Here is a 19,514-nt window from a genome sequence, read left to right as displayed (position 1 = left end):
AGATAATAACGCTTAAATCATACCATATTCCCACGGGAAAGCGAATATGGCAAATGAAACTTCCATGAAAAATAGAAAATTCTTAAACTATCTTTAGGCAAGCTGTAGAAACGCATTTCTTACGATAAAAAAACTGAACGAATCGGCAGCAAGCCATCTTGATCAAAGGATTCTGAAAAAGAGTGAGCTGGAGGATTCGTTCAGTCGCATAATTGACTAACTAAAATTGACTATTTAACACGAGGGAAAAGAAATTATTGATTGTCTTCCGCATCTAATTTTGCAAAAGCTTCATCAAGAATATCTTTTAATTGTTTTGCCGAAGCGGCCATCCGGTCTTTTTCACCATCTGTTAATGGGATCTCAATTACTTTTTGAATCCCTTGGGCATTGATGACTGCAGGCGCACCGATGTACAAGTCGTTTAAGCCGTATTCGCCGTTCATGTACACAGATAATGGGAGAACAGCATTTTCATCGTCTAAGATCGCACGAGTGATCCGTGCTAAGGCTACCGCGATCCCGTAGAAGGTCGCACCTTTTTTCTCGATGATGGTGTAGGCTGCATCACGAACACTGAAGAAAATGTTGACCATTGCTTCTTCATCGATGTCTGGGTTGTTTTTGACCCATTCATAGATTTGTAGGCCAGCTACGTTGGCATGAGACCAAACAGGGAATTCTGAATCGCCGTGTTCCCCTAAGATATAGGCATGGACGTTACGGGCATCGACATCGACCAATTCAGCCAATGCTTGACGGAAACGGGCAGAGTCTAATGAGGTACCTGAACCGATAACGCGTTCTTTCGGGAAGCCTGAGAATTTCCAAGTAGAATAAGTCAAAATATCGACTGGGTTTGCTGCAACTAAGAAAATTCCGTTAAAGCCTGAATCAACGATTTGGGTAACTACTTCACGGTTGATTTTCAAGTTTTTATGAACTAAGTCTAAACGGGTTTCGCCTGGTTTTTGAGGCGCACCAGCAGTAATAACGACTAAATCAGCATCATGTGCATCTTCATAAGAAGCGGCATAGATTTTTTTAGGGGAAGTAAATGCCAAAGCATGGGACAAGTCAATTGCGTCGCCTTCTGTTTTTGCTGTATTTATATCAATGATTCCGACTTCTTGCGCAATGTTTTGGGTCACCAGCGCAAACGCGTAACTAGAACCAACCGCACCGTCTCCAACAAGAATTACCTTTTGGTGATCTTTTTTGTTCGTTTTTGCAGTCATCTGTGTATCATTCCTTCCGCATAATTGTTTTACTCGCTATCATCCTACCATTTTCAAGTATGTTTGTCATGTGATTTGCACAACAATATTACACAAAATATCGCTGTTTCAATTGTAAATGCTTTCTTTGTTATTACGTCAAAAAGGAGATATATCAAGGTTTTATTAAGATTCGTTAAGAAAGATAAAAACTGAGCAAGAGGGTGCCACCATAACAGTCCATTTCGTGTTATAATTACCTAAGCAAAAGAACTGGGCGCATTTGTGTGCCCAGTATTTTGTGTTTGGATAAGAAAACCGATAAAATAGATGAAGAATCAGCTTGAAACTAGAAATAATGGAGCGTAAATAAAAAATGAAAATGATTGTAGGCTTGGGAAATCCTGGCAAAAAATATGAAAAAACCAAACATAATGTTGGCTTTATGGTAGTGGATGCGTTGGCACAAAAGTACCAAGCAACCTTTAAAAAGTCGGCTTTTGAAGCAGAGGTGGCAGAGTTTTTCTTGAAGGGTGAAAAAATCCTTTTGGTCAAACCACAAACCTTCATGAATGAATCCGGTCGTGCGGTAGGCCCGTTGATGACCTATTTTGGCATCTACCAAGAAGAACTAGTGGTGGTCTATGATGACCTCGATTTAGCGTTAGGGAAAATTCGTTTGCGCCAAAAAGGCAGTGCAGGTGGCCACAATGGAATCAAGAGTTTGATCGCTCATTTGGATTCAACAGTCTTTGACCGTATCAAAATCGGGATCGATCGTCCACGTCCAGGACAAACCGTGGTCAATCATGTCCTGAGTCCTTTTGCAAAAGACGATCTGCCCATCGTTTTACAAAGTATTGATAAAGCGGTCGAGGCAAGTAGTGATTACTTGACCAACGGCGACTTTCTTGCCACAATGAATCGATTTAACTAAGGAGGGCCGAGATGGATTTAATTGAATTAATAAATAAAGTGCCGACAGTGGCGGTTTGGCATACAGGTTTACGTGAACAAGCCCCCCGGCAATTACTGACCGGTCTAGCTGGATCGGCAAAAACATTAGCGATCACTGGTGTGTATCAGGCATTTCAAAAACAAGTGATCGTCGTGACACCTAATCTCTATTATACAAATCAACTAGCCGAAGATCTGCGCAATGTGACGGAAGATGTCTACGTTTTTCCAGTGGATGAAGTGTTGTCAGCCGAAATGGCTTTTTCTTCACCAGAAGCCAGAGAAGAACGCGTGGCAGCGCTGAATGCTGTTTCTCAAGGGAAAACGGGGATCTATGTGTTGCCGGTGGCGGCTTTGCGAAAGTATTTGCCTGAAAAGAAAACCTGGTTAGCCAATCAATTTCAATGGCAGATCGGCGATGAGATCGATTTAGAGCGTTTGCCGCAACAATTGATCTTGATGGGTTACGAACGTCAGTCAATGATTGGCAAACCTGGCGAATTCAGTATTCGTGGGAGCATCCTCGATATTTATCCATTAAACGCCGAATATCCCGTACGGATCGAGTTATTCGATGTAGAAATCGACTCGATGCGTTCTTTCAACGTGGAAACGCAACGCTCAGTGGAAACGCTGCAGCAAGTGGCTATTTTACCCACTACCGAATTGGTTTTCTCAGCGGAAGATTTAGCTGCGGGGCAAAAGCAGCTGCAAGAATTATTGAACAAACGGTTGGCAGTCACCAAAGAAGCAACCGATCGCGCCTTTTTAGAAGATTATTTTGGCCAGTTGGCTTCTCAATGGCAAGCGGGGATTCCTGGTGAAAGTGCCCGTTATTACACGGATTTACTGTATCGTCAGCAAACGAGTGTCTTAGATTATTTTTCTGAAGATGCCTTTTTGATGATCGATGATTATGCTCGGATCATGGAGACCAATCGTGAGATCGAACGGGAAGAGGCGGAGTGGCATACCCAAAAATTAGCGGAGCTGCGGGTCTTTTCTGAACAGCAATTCGGGATCGATGTCCATCAGCTGCTGCAAAAAGAAACCTTTGTGACCAGCTTCTTTTCTTTATTCCAAAAAGGAATGGGGAACATTCGCTTCCAAGCGATCCATCAATTCCAATACCGGCCGATGCAGCAGTTTTTCAGCCAAATGGGTCTCTTGAAAGTTGAAATCGATCGCTGGGAGAAGCAGCAGCAGACGGTGATTTTTCTGGTCAGTGACCAAGAGCGGGCCAAGAAGTTAGAGCAAGATCTGCGAGATCATGATATCTATGCCGTGCAGACGCAACAAGACCGCCTGTTTACAGGACGCACCCAAATCGTGGTGGAACGTTTGCAAAGCGGCTTTGAAATGCCGCAAGACAAGCTAGTGGTGGTTACGGAAAAAGAAATTTTCCAAAAGATGAACAAAAAAAGAGCCCGCAGGCAAAATGTCACCAATGCGGAACGGCTCAAAAGCTACAATGAGTTAAAAGCGGGCGATTATGTCGTCCATGCGAATCATGGGATTGGGAAGTACATCGGCATGGAAACCTTAGAAGTCGATGGCGTCCACCAAGATTACATGACGATCTTGTACCAAAACGAAGACAAGCTCTTTATTCCAGTCACCCAATTGAATTTGATTCAAAAATATGTGGCTTCCGAATCGAAAACACCGAAAATCAATAAATTAGGTGGCAGCGAGTGGGCGAAGACCAAGCGCAAAGTGACGGCTAAAATTGAAGACATTGCAGATGATTTGATTTTATTGTATGCCAAACGCGAATCAGAAAAAGGCTATGCCTTTCAACCAGACGATGCCTATCAAAAAGAGTTTGAAGATGCCTTTCCGTATTCGGAAACCGATGATCAGCTGCGCAGCACGGCAGAGATCAAGCGGGATATGGAAAAAGAAAAGCCGATGGACCGTTTGTTAGTTGGGGATGTTGGTTTTGGGAAAACAGAAGTGGCGCTGCGGGCTGCTTTTAAAGCGATCAAAGAAAGCAAACAAGTGGCTTTCTTAGTACCGACAACGATCTTGGCGCAGCAGCACTATGAAACGATGGTCGATCGTTTTGAAGGATTCCCCGTCAATGTTGGGGTACTGAGTCGTTTTCGGACGAAAAAACAGCAGAATGAAACGATCGAGCAAGTGCGCAAAGGGCAAGTCGATATTTTGGTGGGGACCCACCGATTATTGTCAAAAGATGTCGAGTTTGCTGATTTGGGCTTGTTGGTGATCGATGAAGAACAACGGTTTGGGGTCAAACACAAAGAGCGCTTGAAACAACTGCGTTCGCAAGTCGATGTGTTGACGTTGACGGCAACGCCGATCCCACGAACATTGCATATGTCGATGCTGGGGGTACGGGACCTATCTGTGATCGAAACACCACCAGAAAATCGTTACCCGATCCAAACCTATGTGATGGAGATGAATCCAGGAGCAGTGCGAGAAGCGATCCAACGGGAGATGGCACGGGGAGGTCAAGTGTTTTATCTCTATAATCGTGTCGATACGATCGAGCGAAAAGTCGAAGAACTGCAGGCGTTAGTGCCAGACGCACGAATCGCGTATGCCCACGGGCAAATGACCGAGATTCAATTGGAAAATACCCTGTTTGACTTTATTGAAGGGCAATACGATGTGTTGGTGACGACGACGATCATTGAAACCGGTGTGGATATTCCCAATGCCAATACGTTGTTTGTGGAAAATGCCGATTACATGGGGCTTTCGACGTTGTATCAGCTGCGCGGCCGTGTCGGTCGGAGCAATCGGGTCGCCTATGCGTATTTCATGTACGAACAGCAAAAAGTGTTGAATGAAGTCAGTGAAAAACGGCTGCAAGCCATTAAGGACTTTACCGAGTTGGGGTCAGGTTTCAAAATCGCGATGCGAGATCTTTCGATTCGTGGAGCGGGTAATCTATTGGGGGCGCAGCAGCACGGCTTTATCGATGCAGTCGGGTTTGACATGTACTCGCAAATGCTGTCTGAAGCAGTCACTCGGAAACAAGGGAAAAATACCCAAACAGAAAAAACGACCGTCGAGATCGATCTGGGGATCGATGCCTACTTACCGACTTCGTATATTGAAGACGAACGGCAAAAAATCGAGATCTACAAACGAATTCGTGAGCTGGAATCCCAAGAAGCAGTTGATGAACTTCAAGATGATCTGTTAGACCGTTTCGGTGAATACCCTGTAGAAGTGGCGCATCTCTTAACGGTGGGCGAGATCAAGATGAACGGCGATCGTGCCTTGTTAGAAACTATCCGTAAGCAGCAGCAGACGGTGTCGTTTATTTTGAGTAAAGTCGGCACGAAAAATTATTCGGTGGAGCAGCTGTTTGAAGCATTGAAAGCTACTAAATTAAAAGCCACGATGGGTGTTGATCATGAGCAAATGACCATCAAATTACAGATTCCGCCAGTGATGAAGGAAAGCACCTGGCTATTAGAAATCCAAGATTTTGTCAAAGCGTTACGGGAACAAAAATACGCCAGCCAAGGCTAGAAAGGAACCAGAGGGATGCCGAAATCACAATTGAAGCGTACGATGGAAGGGGCGTTTATTTTAACGATCGCTTCCTTTATCGCAAAAATCTTAAGTGCCGTTTATCGGGTCCCTTTTCAGAACCTGGTAGGGGACGAAGGGTTTTATGTGTATCAACAAGTCTATCCGATTTATGGATTGGCGATGACGTTAGCGTTGTCAGGGTTGCCACAGTTTATCTCCCGCATCGTCGCTGAAGAACCCGATCCTTTGAAAAGCAAGGAACGGCTGCAAGCGTTGACGCCTTTCGTGCTTTGGTCTGCGATCGGTTTATGGGCGGTGACCTTTTTATTTGCTGGTCCGATCGCACAAGTGATGGGGGACCACCAACTGGCGGGCTTGATTCGAGTCGTTTCTTTTACCTTCTTATTTGTCCCGCCTTTGACCTTTTATCGAGGAATGTTTCAGGGAAATTTGCAAATGGTGCCGACAGCAGTTTCCCAAGTCGTAGAGCAGCTGCTTAGAGTTGGTGTGATTTTAGGTGCTGCGGCAGCTTTCCAGCAATTGGGCTGGACGATTTATCAAACGGGGACTGTCGCCATGATGGGTGCCTTAGTCGGGGGCCTTGCGGCGTGGTGGATCTTAAGTTATTATAGCCGACAAATCAACGGCAAACGCCTATCGCTATGGCATAAACCAGTCACCAGTACAGGAGAAAATCCCGCTGGTTTATCCGCCTCGTTGAAGAAACGGTTCTTCTTAGAAGGCGGTCTGTTGACGATTTATAGCGGCTATTTGATCTTGTTCCAGTTAGCGGATTCGTTTTTATTGACCAATGCGCTAGAAGCGGGGGGGCTGACGGCACAAGCAGCCCGAATTTCAAAAGGGATCTATGATCGCGGACAACCCCTCGTCCAACTAGGTCTTGTGGTGGCGATGGCGTTAAGCTCGACGTTTTTGCCAACGTTGACCAAGTATTTGACGGTAAAAAATCAGCAGCTGTTTGAAAAGTCGGCAAAAATGTATTTGCGCCTGACGATCGGGATTGCTTCGGCTTCCGCCGTGGGCTTAGCGATTTTGCTGCCTTATATTAACTTTGCCTTATTCAAAGACGGTTCTGGCAATGCGGCGCTGGTATTGTTTGTCTTTTCTATCGCTCTGATGGCGACGATCCAAGCCTATCAAAGCATTCAACAAAGTCGCAATACCTATACCTTCGGCTTGCTGGCTGCGGGGATCGGTCTTTTGATCAAATGTCTATCGATGTGGCCGCTGACTGCTTCGTATGGGACTGCAGGAGCGAGTATCAGTACACTGTTGGGGTTGGGCGCGACCTTATACTGTTTTGTGGTTTCCGAACAGCGTCGAGCACAAAGCAGCATCAATCACTTTTGGCATGAAGGAAATTATGGAAAAAAACTATTTATTTGTTTAGGGATCATGGCAAGCGTGCTATTCTTATATTATAGCTTCGTTGCGATCTTATTGAATGGTCCTTTGACCCATCGACTACAGGCACTGCTTTTTTGCCTAGGCGGTGTCGGTCTGGGAGGCGCAGCCTTTATCGGGGCAGCGATCAAAATCAAATTGTTAACGATTCGCGAATGGCTGTTAGTTCCATTTGGAAAGAAACTATTAAGAAGAGGTGAAAAACATGAGATTAGATAAATTTCTTAAAATCTCCCGCATCATCAAGCGTCGCTCTGTGGCCAAAGAAGTGGCAGACAAGGGACGCATTCAGATCAACGGCAAATTAGCCAAGTCAAGCAGTGACGTCAAAGTAGGCGATACCATGCGCATTCAATTCGGGAATAAGGTCTTGGAAGTAAAAGTCAATGAATTGCATGAATCGACGAAAAAAGAAGACGCTGCAAAAATGTATGAGATCGTTTCAGAGGAAAGAATCTCAGAAAATGCTTGATTTTTACGGCATTTTCAGTTAGACAAGCTTTGCGGATGTTGGTATAATGTAAAAAACAAAGACAGCGACGGGAGCGAGTTCAGGTGGCAAAAGAATCAAATAAAAAAATAGAACTATTGCAGACCGATTATGCGAAAGAGCAATTTGCCAAGTTTGAAAAAGAGCGGCGGCAAGTCGTGTTTCGCCGACGTCGGCTGGTGGCGTTTTTCGTGGCGGCATTAGCGATATTTGCGATCGTAGGGATTCAAATGTTCAACGATCAAATGCGCCTGCAAAAGCTAAAGGAATATAAGACGGAAACAGTCGCCGAACAAAAAGAGGCAGAACAAAAGGTGGCTTCACTGGAGCGAGACGTTGCCTTGTTGCAAGACGATGAGTATGTGGCAAAATTGGCCCGCAGCCGATTCTTCTACTCAAAAGATGGCGAAAAAATCTATCCAGTCTTGCCAGACGGGACGGATTCTCAAAACACCAATGAGCGTTCTTCGCAAAGCGGACAAGAATCATCATCCACAGAGTCACAAGATTAAGCAATGTCATACCTACTCAGCGCAGTAGTTTGAATTATTTTAAATGGGTAAAAATTAGGAGGAACATTTTTTATATGTCAATCGAAGTTGGAGCGAAACTAAAGGGCAAAGTGTCTGGTATTACAAATTTTGGTGCGTTCATTGATCTTGGTGAAGGGAAAACTGGTTTGGTGCATATCAGTGAAGTATCAAACGGATTCGTCAAAGACATTCACGACGTGTTGTCTGTTGGGGATGAAGTGACAGTACTTGTTACGGCAATCGGCAACGATGGAAAAATCGGCCTATCGATCCGCAAAGCAGAAGATAAACCGGAAGAAAAACGTGAATACCCGAAAAAAGAATTCAATCGACCAAATCCGAAAAAATCTTTTTCACGCAATCAAAATACGAATGTAAATAAACAAGACTTCGATTCATTGATGAGTTCTTTTCTAAAAGATAGTGATGATCGTCTTTCGTCATTACGTCGAAATACAGAAGGAAAACGCGGTGGCCGCGGCGGACGCCGTAACTAAACATGAATAGCAAGTTGGAAAAAGCTGGAACAAAACTGTTGGTTCGTTTTGTTTCAGCTTTCTTTCTTGTGGGATTACCAAATGAGAAGGAGGTCAAACGATGGTCATTCAAACCGTTCGAGGGCAACTCACTGCCATCGATCCTGAAAAAAAACGCCGCTTTTTGCTGGCGGTATCGACGGGCGTCGATTCGATGGTCTTGTTGCAGAGCTTTTGTCAGTTGTTTCCTGAAATGCAAAAAGAGCCATGTTTTGGTGTGGCACATGTGAACCATCAATTGCGTCCAGCATCTGCCAAGGAAGCGGCTTTTTTACGGCAGTACTGCCAAGAACGCGGTATTCCTTTTTATGAACGGTGCTGGGAAAATCCGCCAGAAACCGGCGTAGAAGCTAGCGCTCGAAACTTTCGCTATACATTTTTTGCCGACGTCATGTCTCAAGAAGGCTATGATGTTTTGCTGACTGCTCACCACAGTGATGACCAAGTAGAAACGATGTTGATGAAGATGATGCGAGAAGGTCGCTTGCGATCGGCTGGCGGGATGAAACAGCAGCAGCCTTTTCACACAGGGATCTTGTTGCGTCCACTGCTTACTGTCAGCAAGGCAGCGATTTACGACTATGCGCAAGCACAGCAGATTCCCTACTTTGAAGACGAAAGCAATCACGAACCGCTGTATTTGCGAAACCGACTACGCCAGCAAGTAGTGCCAGCCTTAAAAGTGGAAAATCCGCAGCTGCTGCCGCATTTTCAACAGCTTTCTGAAGAAGTACAGTTCGCCAATCAGCTGATCCAACAAGAGCAGCAGCAATGGTTGTCTGCGTTCGTTCAACAGCAAGCTGCTCGCTTAGTGATCGATCTGCAGCAGCTGCCGACATTTTCGCCAGCGCAACGCTATTTTTTCTATGCGGGTTTTTTACAGCAAGCAGAGGCTTTTACGAAGCAGCCCCTCAATCAAAAACAGCTGCCGCAGGTATTGCGTTTGCTGGATGAAAAGAAAGGGCAATGGCAATTGGCGTTGCACAAACAGTGGCAGCTGCGGCGCAGTTATGACCAATTGTTATTGGAACCTGTTACTGTTCCCCAAAAGCCTGCAGCGCCGTTGACAGAAGTCAGTCAGCGACTGGTTTTAGGGGAGGGGATCTATCTTTCTGAAAAGGAATGGATTGGGTATTTCCCGATAAATGAACAGCATATTCCCAAAAAAATCACAAATTGGTCAGAGTTTTCCCAAGATTTACCGCTAAACTATTCCTCTGAGCTGGTGGTGCGTAAGCGCCAGCCGGGAGACCGAATCCGCTTGGCGCGTGGTCTGACCAAAAAGATCAGTCGTTTTTTTATCGATTCAAAAATTCCTAATGAAGTGCGAGAAAAAAGTTGGGTCGTCACAAACCTTGAAAAAGAGGTGATTGCCTTACTACCTCATACATTTTCCTATTTGAGTATTGCGCCAGAAACTGATAAAATACACTACATACTTCTTTATAAATACCAGGAGTAAGAGTTGGAAGGAGAACTTTATGCTAGATAAAGATATTGAGAAAATTTTGATTTCCCGTGACGAAATCAAAAATCGTTGTGTGGAACTTGGTCAAGAATTAACGGCGGCTTATGCGGATAAAAATCCTCTAGTCGTAGGTGTGCTGAAAGGTGCCGTTCCTTTCATGGCAGACATCGTTCGTGAGATGGATTGTTACTTGGAGTTAGACTTCATGGATGTCTCAAGTTATGGCAATGCCATGATTTCATCTGGGGAAGTCAAGATCATCAAAGATTTAGATACAAATGTTGAGGGCCGTGATCTCTTGATCGTTGAAGACATCATTGACAGCGGTCGCACATTGGCTTATCTGGTGGATCTATTCAAATACCGTAAAGCGAAATCAGTGAAAATCGTAACGTTATTAGATAAGCCAGAAGGTCGTGTCGTTGAGATCGATGCAGATTATGTCGGCTTCGATGTGCCAAATGAGTTTGTTGTTGGATATGGACTGGACTATGCAGAGCAATATCGAAACTTACCTTACGTTGGCGTCTTAAAACCTAGTGTTTATCAGTCAAATTAGTGACTGTTCTAAATCAATTGTGATACAATTAAATGGTCAGGATTGATAAAACAAAATAGCCAGGGAGGTACGCATGAATAAGAAAAATAACGGTATGGTAAAAAATACCTTATATTATGTACTTGTCTTGTTGGCGATGGTCATGGTCGTATATTTCATTTTTGGAAATGGCAATCAGCAGACCCCAACGATCGAGTACTCCACGTTTACAGAGCAGCTGAAAGACGGGAAGATCAAACAGTTTACTGTTCAACCCGCTAACGGTGTGTATCGAATCGTGGGTGAATACAATGAAGAACAAACCGTCAGCAATGACAACAGCTTGTCTGTTTTAGGTAATACACAGGCGAGTTCGACCCGCTTTTCAACGATCATTTTACCGAATGATTCCACACTAAGCGAAGTCACCAGTTTGGCCTCGGCAGAAGGGGTCAAAACCACGATCGAAGAAGAATCCAACAGCGGCATTTGGTTATCGCTTTTGGTTAGCTTCTTACCACTTGTGATCATCATTTTCTTCTTCTACATGATGATGAGCCAACAAGGTGGCGGCGGTGGCGGTGGCGGCCGTGTGATGAACTTTGGCAAATCAAAAGCCAAAGAAGCGGATAAAAAAGCCAATCGCGTACGTTTTTCAGACGTAGCCGGTGCAGAAGAAGAAAAACAAGAGCTTGTCGAAGTCGTGGAATTCTTGAAAGATCCTCGACGTTTCGTTGAATTAGGTGCTCGTATCCCAGCAGGTGTCTTACTTGAGGGGCCTCCAGGAACCGGGAAAACATTACTAGCCAAAGCCGTTGCTGGTGAAGCTGGCGTACCGTTTTACTCGATCTCTGGTTCAGATTTCGTTGAAATGTTTGTCGGTGTCGGTGCAAGCCGGGTGCGTGACTTATTTGAAACAGCGAAGAAAAATGCACCAGCCATCATCTTTATCGATGAAATCGATGCCGTCGGTCGCCAACGTGGTGCCGGTATGGGTGGCGGGCATGATGAACGGGAACAAACATTGAACCAATTATTGGTTGAGATGGATGGTTTTGATGGGAATGAAGGCGTGATCGTCATTGCCGCAACGAACCGTTCGGATGTTCTAGATCCAGCGTTGCTGCGTCCAGGTCGTTTTGACCGTCAGATTTTGGTTGGTCGTCCAGACGTGAAAGGTCGTGAAGCGATCCTCCGTGTCCATGCCCGCAACAAACCATTATCAGATGATGTTGATTTGAAAGTCGTTGCCCAACAAACACCAGGCTTTGCCGGTGCGGATCTGGAAAACGTCTTGAACGAAGCGGCCTTAGTTGCTGCTCGTCGTAACAAGAAAAAAATCGATGCTTCAGATATCGATGAAGCAGAAGACCGCGTGATCGCTGGTCCTGCGAAGAAAGATCGGGTCATCAACAAACGCGAACGTGAAATGGTTGCTTACCATGAAGCAGGACATACCATTGTTGGTTTAGTCTTGAGTCGTGCCCGTGTGGTACACAAAGTAACGATCATTCCTCGGGGACGTGCGGGTGGTTACATGATCGCCTTGCCGAAAGAAGATCAATTCTTGATGACCAAAGAAGATATGTTTGAGCAAATCGTTGGGTTGCTTGGTGGACGTACGGCTGAAGAAATCATCTTCGGGGTACAATCAACGGGTGCTTCTAATGACTTTGAACAAGCAACTGCGCTTGCAAGAAGCATGGTGACAGAATATGGAATGAGCGACAAATTAGGTCCAGTTCAATATGAAGGAAACCATCAAGTCTTTGTCGGTCGTGATTATGGTCAAACAAAAGCTTACTCTGAACAAGTTGCCTTTGAAATCGATCAAGAAGTTCGCAAGATTTTAATGGATGCCCATCAAAAAGCCCATGAAATCATTGAAGAACACCGTGCGCAGCACAAATTGATCGCTGAAAAACTGCTTGAACATGAAACATTAGATGCCAAAGCAATCAAATCCTTGTTTGAAGAAGGCAAAATGCCTGAAGGAACCGAAAGCTCTGAGTATCCTAGCGAAAAAGCCCAAACGTTTGAAGAAGCGAAACGTGCGCTGGAAGAAAAAGATGCAGAGAAGCAAGCTGCAGAAAAACACAGCGAAGATGCACCATCAAACGATTTTGATCAACAATTGGAAGATGTTCGCCGCAATAGCGAAAGCCAACCGACTGATCAAGAAAACAAAGATGATAACGCCTAAAATAAGACGTATCAAGGCACCGAGGAAACTCGGTGCCTTTTTGTTTCTATTTAAGAAGACTTTCCTTAAATTCAAACACATTCAGTTGAAAAAAGCGGCGCTTCCTAGTATGATTCATTAATGAATAAAAAGGAGAATCAAGATGAAGGATTATTTAGTAAAAGCACTAGCATATGACGGCTTCGTCCGAGCATACGCCGTATCGGCAACAGAAACGATCGCCGAAGCACAACGACGCCATGAAACATGGAATACTGCATCCGCTGCTTTAGGGCGAGCGATGGTGGGAAGTTTGTTATTAGGCAGTACCTTAAAAGGGGAAGACAAATTGACCGTCAAAATTCAAGGAAATGGTCCTGCTGGGGCAATCGTCGTAGACAGCAATGGCCGTGGGGACGTAAAAGGATACATAAAAAATCCGCAGATCAGTCTGCCGTTGAACCCTCAAGGAAAATTGGATGTTCGGGGCGCAGTGGGTGACCAAGGGATTTTTACCGTGATCAAAGACTTAGGGCTAAAAGAACCCTTCTCTGGACAAATACCGATCGTCTCTGGGGAGCTTGGGGAAGACTTTACTTATTATTTAGCAGTGTCAGAACAGATTCCTTCTGCTGTTGGTCTGAGTGTATTAGTAGAAACCGATGATTCGATTCGGGCAGCCGGTGGGTTTATGCTGCAGATCATGCCTGGTGCTAATGAAGAGATCATTGATGCCATCGAAAAACGTTTGGGAGAATTGCCTCGAGTATCAACCTTGATCGATGAAGGACAATCACCAGAAGAGATCTTAGCGACATTGTTGCCAGATACGACGATCGAAGTACTAGAAAAAATGCCCGTCCAGTTCCATTGTGATTGCACGAAAGAAAAATTTGCGACGGCGATCATTACCTTGGGGGCTGATGAGATCCAAGCGATGATCGATGAAGACCACGGGGCAGAGGCAGTCTGCTCGTTTTGTGGCAACAAGTATCATTTTGATGAAACGGAATTGGCGGCATTGAAGAAAGAGGCGGAAGCGTAAGTGAAAGATAGACAGACATGGCAGATCGGCTCGGTTGAGATTCCTAACCGCGTCGTCGTTGCGCCAATGGCAGGGATCACCAATTCTGCGTTTCGTGTGACAGTCAAAGAATTTGGTGCGGGTTTAGTCGTCTGTGAGATGATCAGCGATCGAGGGATTCAACTGCGGAACAAGAAGACCCTTGAGATGCTGTTTATTGACGAGACCGAGCATCCTCTTAGTATTCAGATTTTTGGTGGGAATAAAGCATCCTTAGTAGAAGCAGCGCAATTTGTCGCAGAAAACACAACTGCCGATATCATTGATATCAACATGGGGTGTCCTGTAAACAAAATCATCAAAGCAGAAGCTGGTGCGAAGTGGCTTTTAGATCCCGACAAGGTTTATGAAATGGTCCATGCTGTTTCCAGTGCGATCGACAAGCCCGTTACCGTCAAAATGCGGATCGGTTGGGATGAGCAGCACGTCTTTGCGGTTGAAAATGCCCAAGCCGCAGAAGCAGCGGGTGCCGCAGCGATCGGTATGCATGGCAGAACCCGTGTACAGATGTATGAAGGATCGGCAGATTGGGACGTGTTGAAACAAGTGAAGCAAAGTATCACGATTCCCTTTATGGGCAACGGTGATGTCAAAACCCCTGAAGATGCCAAGCGAATGTTGGAAGAAGTCGGTGCAGATGCAGTGATGATCGGACGGGCAGCGTTAGGCAATCCATGGATGATCCACCGCACCAAGCAATACTTGGAGACAGGCGAGTTATTGCCAGAACCAACACCGCGAGAAAAAATTTCGACAGCGAAACTTCATTTAGAACGTTTGGCTGATCTAAAAGGGGAAAAAATCGCTTCGCGAGAATTTCGTCAACATGCTGCGTACTACTTAAAAGGTATTTCGCGGGCAGCCAAAGTGAAGGCAGCTATCAACCAAGCGGAAGATAAGCAGACGATTTTTGATTTATTAGATGCATTTGTGGAAAAGACCGAAAAACAGCCGCTAGCAACTCTTAAGGAATAAGAAACAAATCAAGTCGATTCGAAAGTTCGGCTTGATTTTTTGTGTCATCATTGGCATTATAAGAAGGAAACCCAAGTTAAGAATGGAGGAAAACTCGTGACAGAGGAACGACAAACACAAGAAGAATTGAATGATCAAATGTTGGTTCGCCGTGAAAAGATGGAAAAACTACGGGAAGAAGGCATTGATCCTTTTGGCAAGCGATTCGAACGCACCCATAATTCTGCCGAGTTACATGAGTTATTTGATCAAAGAACCAAAGAAGAATTAGCCGAAATGAATCTTTCAGCAAGCATTGCAGGAAGAATCGTTACAAAACGTGGAAAAGGTAAGGCTGGTTTTGCGCATTTACAAGACCGCGAAGGCCGTATTCAAATATATGTACGTAAAGACCAAGTAGGGGATGAACCTTACGAAGTATTCAAACACGCAGACTTAGGTGATTTCTTCGGCGTATCTGGTGAAATCATGAAGACCGATACCGGTGAAGTGACCATCAAAGCCAAAGAAATCGTGATCTTATCAAAAGCATTGCGTCCATTGCCTGACAAATACCATGGCTTGACGAACGTAGAACAACGCTACCGTCAACGTTACTTGGATTTGATCAGTAATAAAGAAAGCTTTGATCGTTTCATGAAACGAAGCCAAATCATCAGCGAAATTCGTCGTTACCTTGACGGTCATGGGTATATCGAAGTCGAAACGCCAGTATTGCATAATCAAGCAGGTGGTGCAGCGGCTCGTCCCTTCATTACCCACCACAATGCCTTAGACATGGATCTGTATTTACGGATCGCTCTTGAGCTTCACTTAAAACGATTGATCGTGGGTGGCATGGAAAAAGTCTATGAGATCGGCCGCGTTTTCCGAAATGAAGGGATCGATACGACCCATAATCCTGAGTTTACGATGTTAGAAGCGTATACTGCATATACAGATTTCAAAGATGTGATGGATCTGACCGAAGGCATTATTCGTAATGCTGCTGAAAAAGTCTTGCACACGGCAACGATCCAATACGATGGGCAAGAAGTCGATCTAGCTAGCGACTTTGCACGAATCCATATGGTCGATGCAATCAAAAATCAAACAGGTGTTGATTTCTGGCAACCAATGTCCGTTGAAGAAGCCCGCAGCTTAGCGAAAGAACATCATGTTGAAATCAATGATGCCATGACTGTTGGTCATATCATCAATGAATTCTTTGAGACATTTGTTGAAGAAACGTTACAGCAGCCAACCTTTGTCTTCGGTCATCCAGTGGAAGTTTCGCCATTAGCGAAAAAGAATCCAGAAGATGAACGCTTTACCGACCGCTTTGAATTATTTATCGTTGGTCGTGAATTTGCGAATGCCTTCACGGAACTAAATGATCCAATCGATCAAAGAGAACGTTTTGAAGGGCAAGAAAAAGAGCGCGAAGCAGGAAATGATGAAGCCCATGGGGTGGATGAAGATTTCTTAGAAGCACTTGAATACGGTATGCCGCCAACTGGTGGATTAGGGATCGGGATCGATCGCTTAGTGATGCTGTTGACAGATGCGCAATCGATTCGCGACGTTTTATTATTCCCGACAATGAGATAAAAAAACTCCGTCCACTCGCAAGAGATGGGCGGCTTTTTTTCTTGTCTGCTGGATCAGGGAGAAAAACAGCGAGGAATTAGAGGGGAAAACGCCACGATAGTTGCCAGAAAACGGATTAAATGCGAACGATAAAAGCTGGATCCAATGCGATTAGACGGGTTTTTAAAAATTGAAAAAAGCCATAGAAAATGATTGACCGCAAGGGATTTAGTTGGTATATTATTACATGTGCCAAATGACTAAATGAATTCCTAAAAAGAATTGAAAAAAGTAGTTGACGCATAGCTCGACAGATGATATTATAACGAAGTCGCAATTTTAAAACAGTTAATTGATGTTGATACATCAACAAAATTAATTAAAAAAAGTTGTTGACAAATAACAAATCATTTGTTAATCTAATAAAGTCGCTGAGACAGCCGCTACGAAGTTGAAAAACAACGAGCGAAAAAAAACTTTTAAAAAAGAGTTGACAATCAAATGTCGCTCTGATATGATATAAAAGTTGCTAACACAGCACGGTAGACCTTTGAAAACTGAACAAAGCAAGCAAACGAACCAATGTGTAGGACGTTTCAATTTATTGAAACAAATACATGCAAGCAATAGCTAGCAAAGTTAATTTTTATGAGCTTAATGACCGTATGGTCATTCAAACAAATCATTATGAGAGTTTGATCCTGGCTCAGGACGAACGCTGGCGGCGTGCCTAATACATGCAAGTCGAACGCTTTTTCTTTCACCGGAGCTTGCTCCACCGAAAGAAAAAGAGTGGCGAACGGGTGAGTAACACGTGGGTAACCTGCCCATCAGAAGGGGATAACACTTGGAAACAGGTGCTAATACCGTATAACACTATTTTCCGCATGGAAGAAAGTTGAAAGGCGCTTTTGCGTCACTGATGGATGGACCCGCGGTGCATTAGCTAGTTGGTGAGGTAACGGCTCACCAAGGCAACGATGCATAGCCGACCTGAGAGGGTGATCGGCCACACTGGGACTGAGACACGGCCCAGACTCCTACGGGAGGCAGCAGTAGGGAATCTTCGGCAATGGACGAAAGTCTGACCGAGCAACGCCGCGTGAGTGAAGAAGGTTTTCGGATCGTAAAACTCTGTTGTTAGAGAAGAACAAGGATGAGAGTAAAATGTTCATCCCTTGACGGTATCTAACCAGAAAGCCACGGCTAACTACGTGCCAGCAGCCGCGGTAATACGTAGGTGGCAAGCGTTGTCCGGATTTATTGGGCGTAAAGCGAGCGCAGGCGGTTTCTTAAGTCTGATGTGAAAGCCCCCGGCTCAACCGGGGAGGGTCATTGGAAACTGGGAGACTTGAGTGCAGAAGAGGAGAGTGGAATTCCATGTGTAGCGGTGAAATGCGTAGATATATGGAGGAACACCAGTGGCGAAGGCGGCTCTCTGGTCTGTAACTGACGCTGAGGCTCGAAAGCGTGGGGAGCGAACAGGATTAGATACCCTGGTAGTCCACGCCGTAAACGATGAGTGCTAAGTGTTGGAGGGTTTCCGCCCTTCAGTGCTGCAGCAAACGCATTAAGCACTCCGCCTGGGGAGTACGACCGCAAGGTTGAAACTCAAAGGAATTGACGGGGGCCCGCACAAGCGGTGGAGCATGTGGTTTAATTCGAAGCAACGCGAAGAACCTTACCAGGTCTTGACATCCTTTGACCACTCTAGAGATAGAGCTTCCCCTTCGGGGGCAAAGTGACAGGTGGTGCATGGTTGTCGTCAGCTCGTGTCGTGAGATGTTGGGTTAAGTCCCGCAACGAGCGCAACCCTTATTGTTAGTTGCCATCATTAAGTTGGGCACTCTAGCGAGACTGCCGGTGACAAACCGGAGGAAGGTGGGGATGACGTCAAATCATCATGCCCCTTATGACCTGGGCTACACACGTGCTACAATGGGAAGTACAACGAGTTGCGAAGTCGCGAGGCTAAGCTAATCTCTTAAAGCTTCTCTCAGTTCGGATTGTAGGCTGCAACTCGCCTACATGAAGCCGGAATCGCTAGTAATCGCGGATCAGCACGCCGCGGTGAATACGTTCCCGGGCCTTGTACACACCGCCCGTCACACCACGAGAGTTTGTAACACCCGAAGTCGGTGAGGTAACCTTTTGGAGCCAGCCGCCTAAGGTGGGATAGATGATTGGGGTGAAGTCGTAACAAGGTAGCCGTATCGGAAGGTGCGGCTGGATCACCTCCTTTCTAAGGAATATTTTGGAAGACTACACATCGTTTGCCTTTGTTCAGTTTTGAGAGGTCTACTCTCAAGTAAATACCCGGGGCCTTAGCTCAGCTGGGAGAGCGCCTGCTTTGCACGCAGGAGGTCAGCGGTTCGATCCCGCTAGGCTCCATTAACGACAATGGTCGTTAAACTTTGTTCATTGAAAACTGGATATCGAAGAAATAATCAAAACAAGTAACACACACCGAGTTGAAATGTTAAAAGAGTTTTTTAATAAGTTCAACGCTTATTTTCTTGAGCAACCTTCTATCGCTAGAAGAAGTACTCAAAACCGACCGTAAGGTCAAAGGTTAAGTGAATAAGGGCGCACGGTGGATGCCTTGGCACTAGGAGCCGATGAAGGACGGGACTAACACCGATATGCTTTGGGGAGCTGTAAGTAAGCTATGATCCAGAGATTTCCGAATGGGGGAACCCAGCATCTTTTATAGGATGTTACGTCTGCGTGAATACATAGCGCAGTCGAGGTAGACGCAGAGAACTGAAACATCTAAGTACCTGCAGGAAGAGAAAGAAAATTCGATTCCCTGAGTAGCGGCGAGCGAAACGGGAAAAGCCCAAACCAACAAGCTTGCTTGTTGGGGTTGTAGGACTCCGATATGGTAGTCTATTCAGATAGTCGAAATACTTGGAAAAGTATGTCAAAGAGGGTAAAAACCCCGTAGGCGAAATTTGGATAACACCTAGGAGGATCCTGAGTACGGCGGAACACGAGGAATTCCGTCGGAATCCGGGAGGACCATCT

General features: G+C 45.2%; 13 protein-coding genes, 1 tRNA gene and 2 rRNA genes (1 of these 16 cut by a window edge). 15 read left to right on the top strand and 1 reads right to left on the bottom strand.

Annotation, left to right across the window (positions count from 1 at the left end; genetic code table 11):
• Positions 1-254: 254 nt before the first annotated feature.
• Entirely contained in the window at positions 255-1,238 is a 984-nt protein-coding gene (locus IGK61_RS16400; RefSeq protein WP_005230720.1) for an L-lactate dehydrogenase, read from the bottom strand.
• A 355-nt stretch (positions 1,239-1,593) separates the two neighbouring features.
• Between IGK61_RS16400 and pth the strand changes: the two genes are divergently transcribed.
• The 15 genes from pth to IGK61_RS16325 form a co-directional block, all read left to right on the top strand.
• Complete coding sequence (pth, locus tag IGK61_RS16395) at positions 1,594-2,154, top strand: aminoacyl-tRNA hydrolase (protein ID WP_015510502.1); 561 nt, start codon at positions 1,594-1,596, stop codon at positions 2,152-2,154.
• Positions 2,155-2,165: 11 nt separating this feature from the next.
• Positions 2,166-5,684 carry a transcription-repair coupling factor gene (gene mfd / locus IGK61_RS16390; protein WP_438844965.1) on the top strand — a complete coding sequence of 1,173 codons (3,519 nt, stop codon included), beginning with the start codon at positions 2,166-2,168 and terminating at the stop codon, positions 5,682-5,684.
• Positions 5,685-5,699: 15 nt separating this feature from the next.
• Positions 5,700-7,331, top strand: coding sequence for a polysaccharide biosynthesis protein (locus tag IGK61_RS16385; RefSeq protein ID WP_074536491.1), 1,632 nt, complete (start codon positions 5,700-5,702; stop codon positions 7,329-7,331).
• On the top strand, positions 7,318-7,584 hold the full coding sequence (locus tag IGK61_RS16380; protein ID WP_005230745.1) for an RNA-binding S4 domain-containing protein: 267 nt from the start codon (positions 7,318-7,320) through the stop codon (positions 7,582-7,584). The genes IGK61_RS16385 and IGK61_RS16380 overlap by 14 nt, the downstream gene beginning before the upstream one ends.
• Before the next feature lie 83 nt (positions 7,585-7,667).
• The gene (locus IGK61_RS16375; protein ID WP_074536492.1) at positions 7,668-8,114 is read left to right on the top strand and encodes an FtsB family cell division protein; all 447 of its coding nucleotides are present in this window, start codon (positions 7,668-7,670) and stop codon (positions 8,112-8,114) included.
• A gap of 74 nt (positions 8,115-8,188) precedes the next feature.
• Entirely contained in the window at positions 8,189-8,632 is a 444-nt protein-coding gene (locus tag IGK61_RS16370) for a S1 domain-containing RNA-binding protein (RefSeq protein ID WP_010748998.1), read from the top strand.
• 100 nt (positions 8,633-8,732) lie between these two features.
• On the top strand, positions 8,733-10,133 hold the full coding sequence (gene tilS, locus IGK61_RS16365) for a tRNA lysidine(34) synthetase TilS (protein WP_074536493.1): 1,401 nt from the start codon (positions 8,733-8,735) through the stop codon (positions 10,131-10,133).
• Positions 10,134-10,152: 19 nt separating this feature from the next.
• Complete coding sequence (gene hpt / locus IGK61_RS16360; protein WP_005230750.1) at positions 10,153-10,698, top strand: hypoxanthine phosphoribosyltransferase; 546 nt, start codon at positions 10,153-10,155, stop codon at positions 10,696-10,698.
• 73 nt (positions 10,699-10,771) lie between these two features.
• On the top strand, positions 10,772-12,880 hold the full coding sequence (ftsH, locus tag IGK61_RS16355; RefSeq protein ID WP_010749000.1) for an ATP-dependent zinc metalloprotease FtsH: 2,109 nt from the start codon (positions 10,772-10,774) through the stop codon (positions 12,878-12,880).
• Positions 12,881-13,022: 142 nt separating this feature from the next.
• Positions 13,023-13,904 (top strand): Hsp33 family molecular chaperone HslO, encoded by an 882-nt coding sequence (hslO, locus tag IGK61_RS16350; RefSeq protein WP_074536494.1) that lies wholly within the window; start codon positions 13,023-13,025, stop codon positions 13,902-13,904.
• Positions 13,905-14,918, top strand: coding sequence for a tRNA dihydrouridine synthase DusB (gene dusB / locus IGK61_RS16345; protein WP_005230757.1), 1,014 nt, complete (start codon positions 13,905-13,907; stop codon positions 14,916-14,918). It abuts the gene before it with no gap.
• 96 nt (positions 14,919-15,014) lie between these two features.
• On the top strand, positions 15,015-16,508 hold the full coding sequence (lysS, locus tag IGK61_RS16340; RefSeq protein WP_034858661.1) for a lysine--tRNA ligase: 1,494 nt from the start codon (positions 15,015-15,017) through the stop codon (positions 16,506-16,508).
• Between the two features lie 662 nt (positions 16,509-17,170).
• Positions 17,171-18,729, top strand: a 16S ribosomal RNA gene (locus IGK61_RS16335).
• Positions 18,730-18,805: 76 nt separating this feature from the next.
• Positions 18,806-18,878, top strand: a tRNA-Ala gene (locus IGK61_RS16330).
• Between the two features lie 179 nt (positions 18,879-19,057).
• Positions 19,058-19,514 (top strand): 23S ribosomal RNA (locus IGK61_RS16325) (it continues 2,458 nt past the right edge of the window).
• Together the 16S and 23S rRNA genes with 1 tRNA gene alongside form the textbook arrangement of a ribosomal RNA operon.

It is taken from the genome of Enterococcus sp. AZ063 (genome assembly GCF_051715045.1).
GTDB lineage: Bacteria > Bacillota > Bacilli > Lactobacillales > Enterococcaceae > Enterococcus_D > Enterococcus_D casseliflavus.
This window is presented reverse-complemented; position numbering and strand designations above follow the sequence as displayed.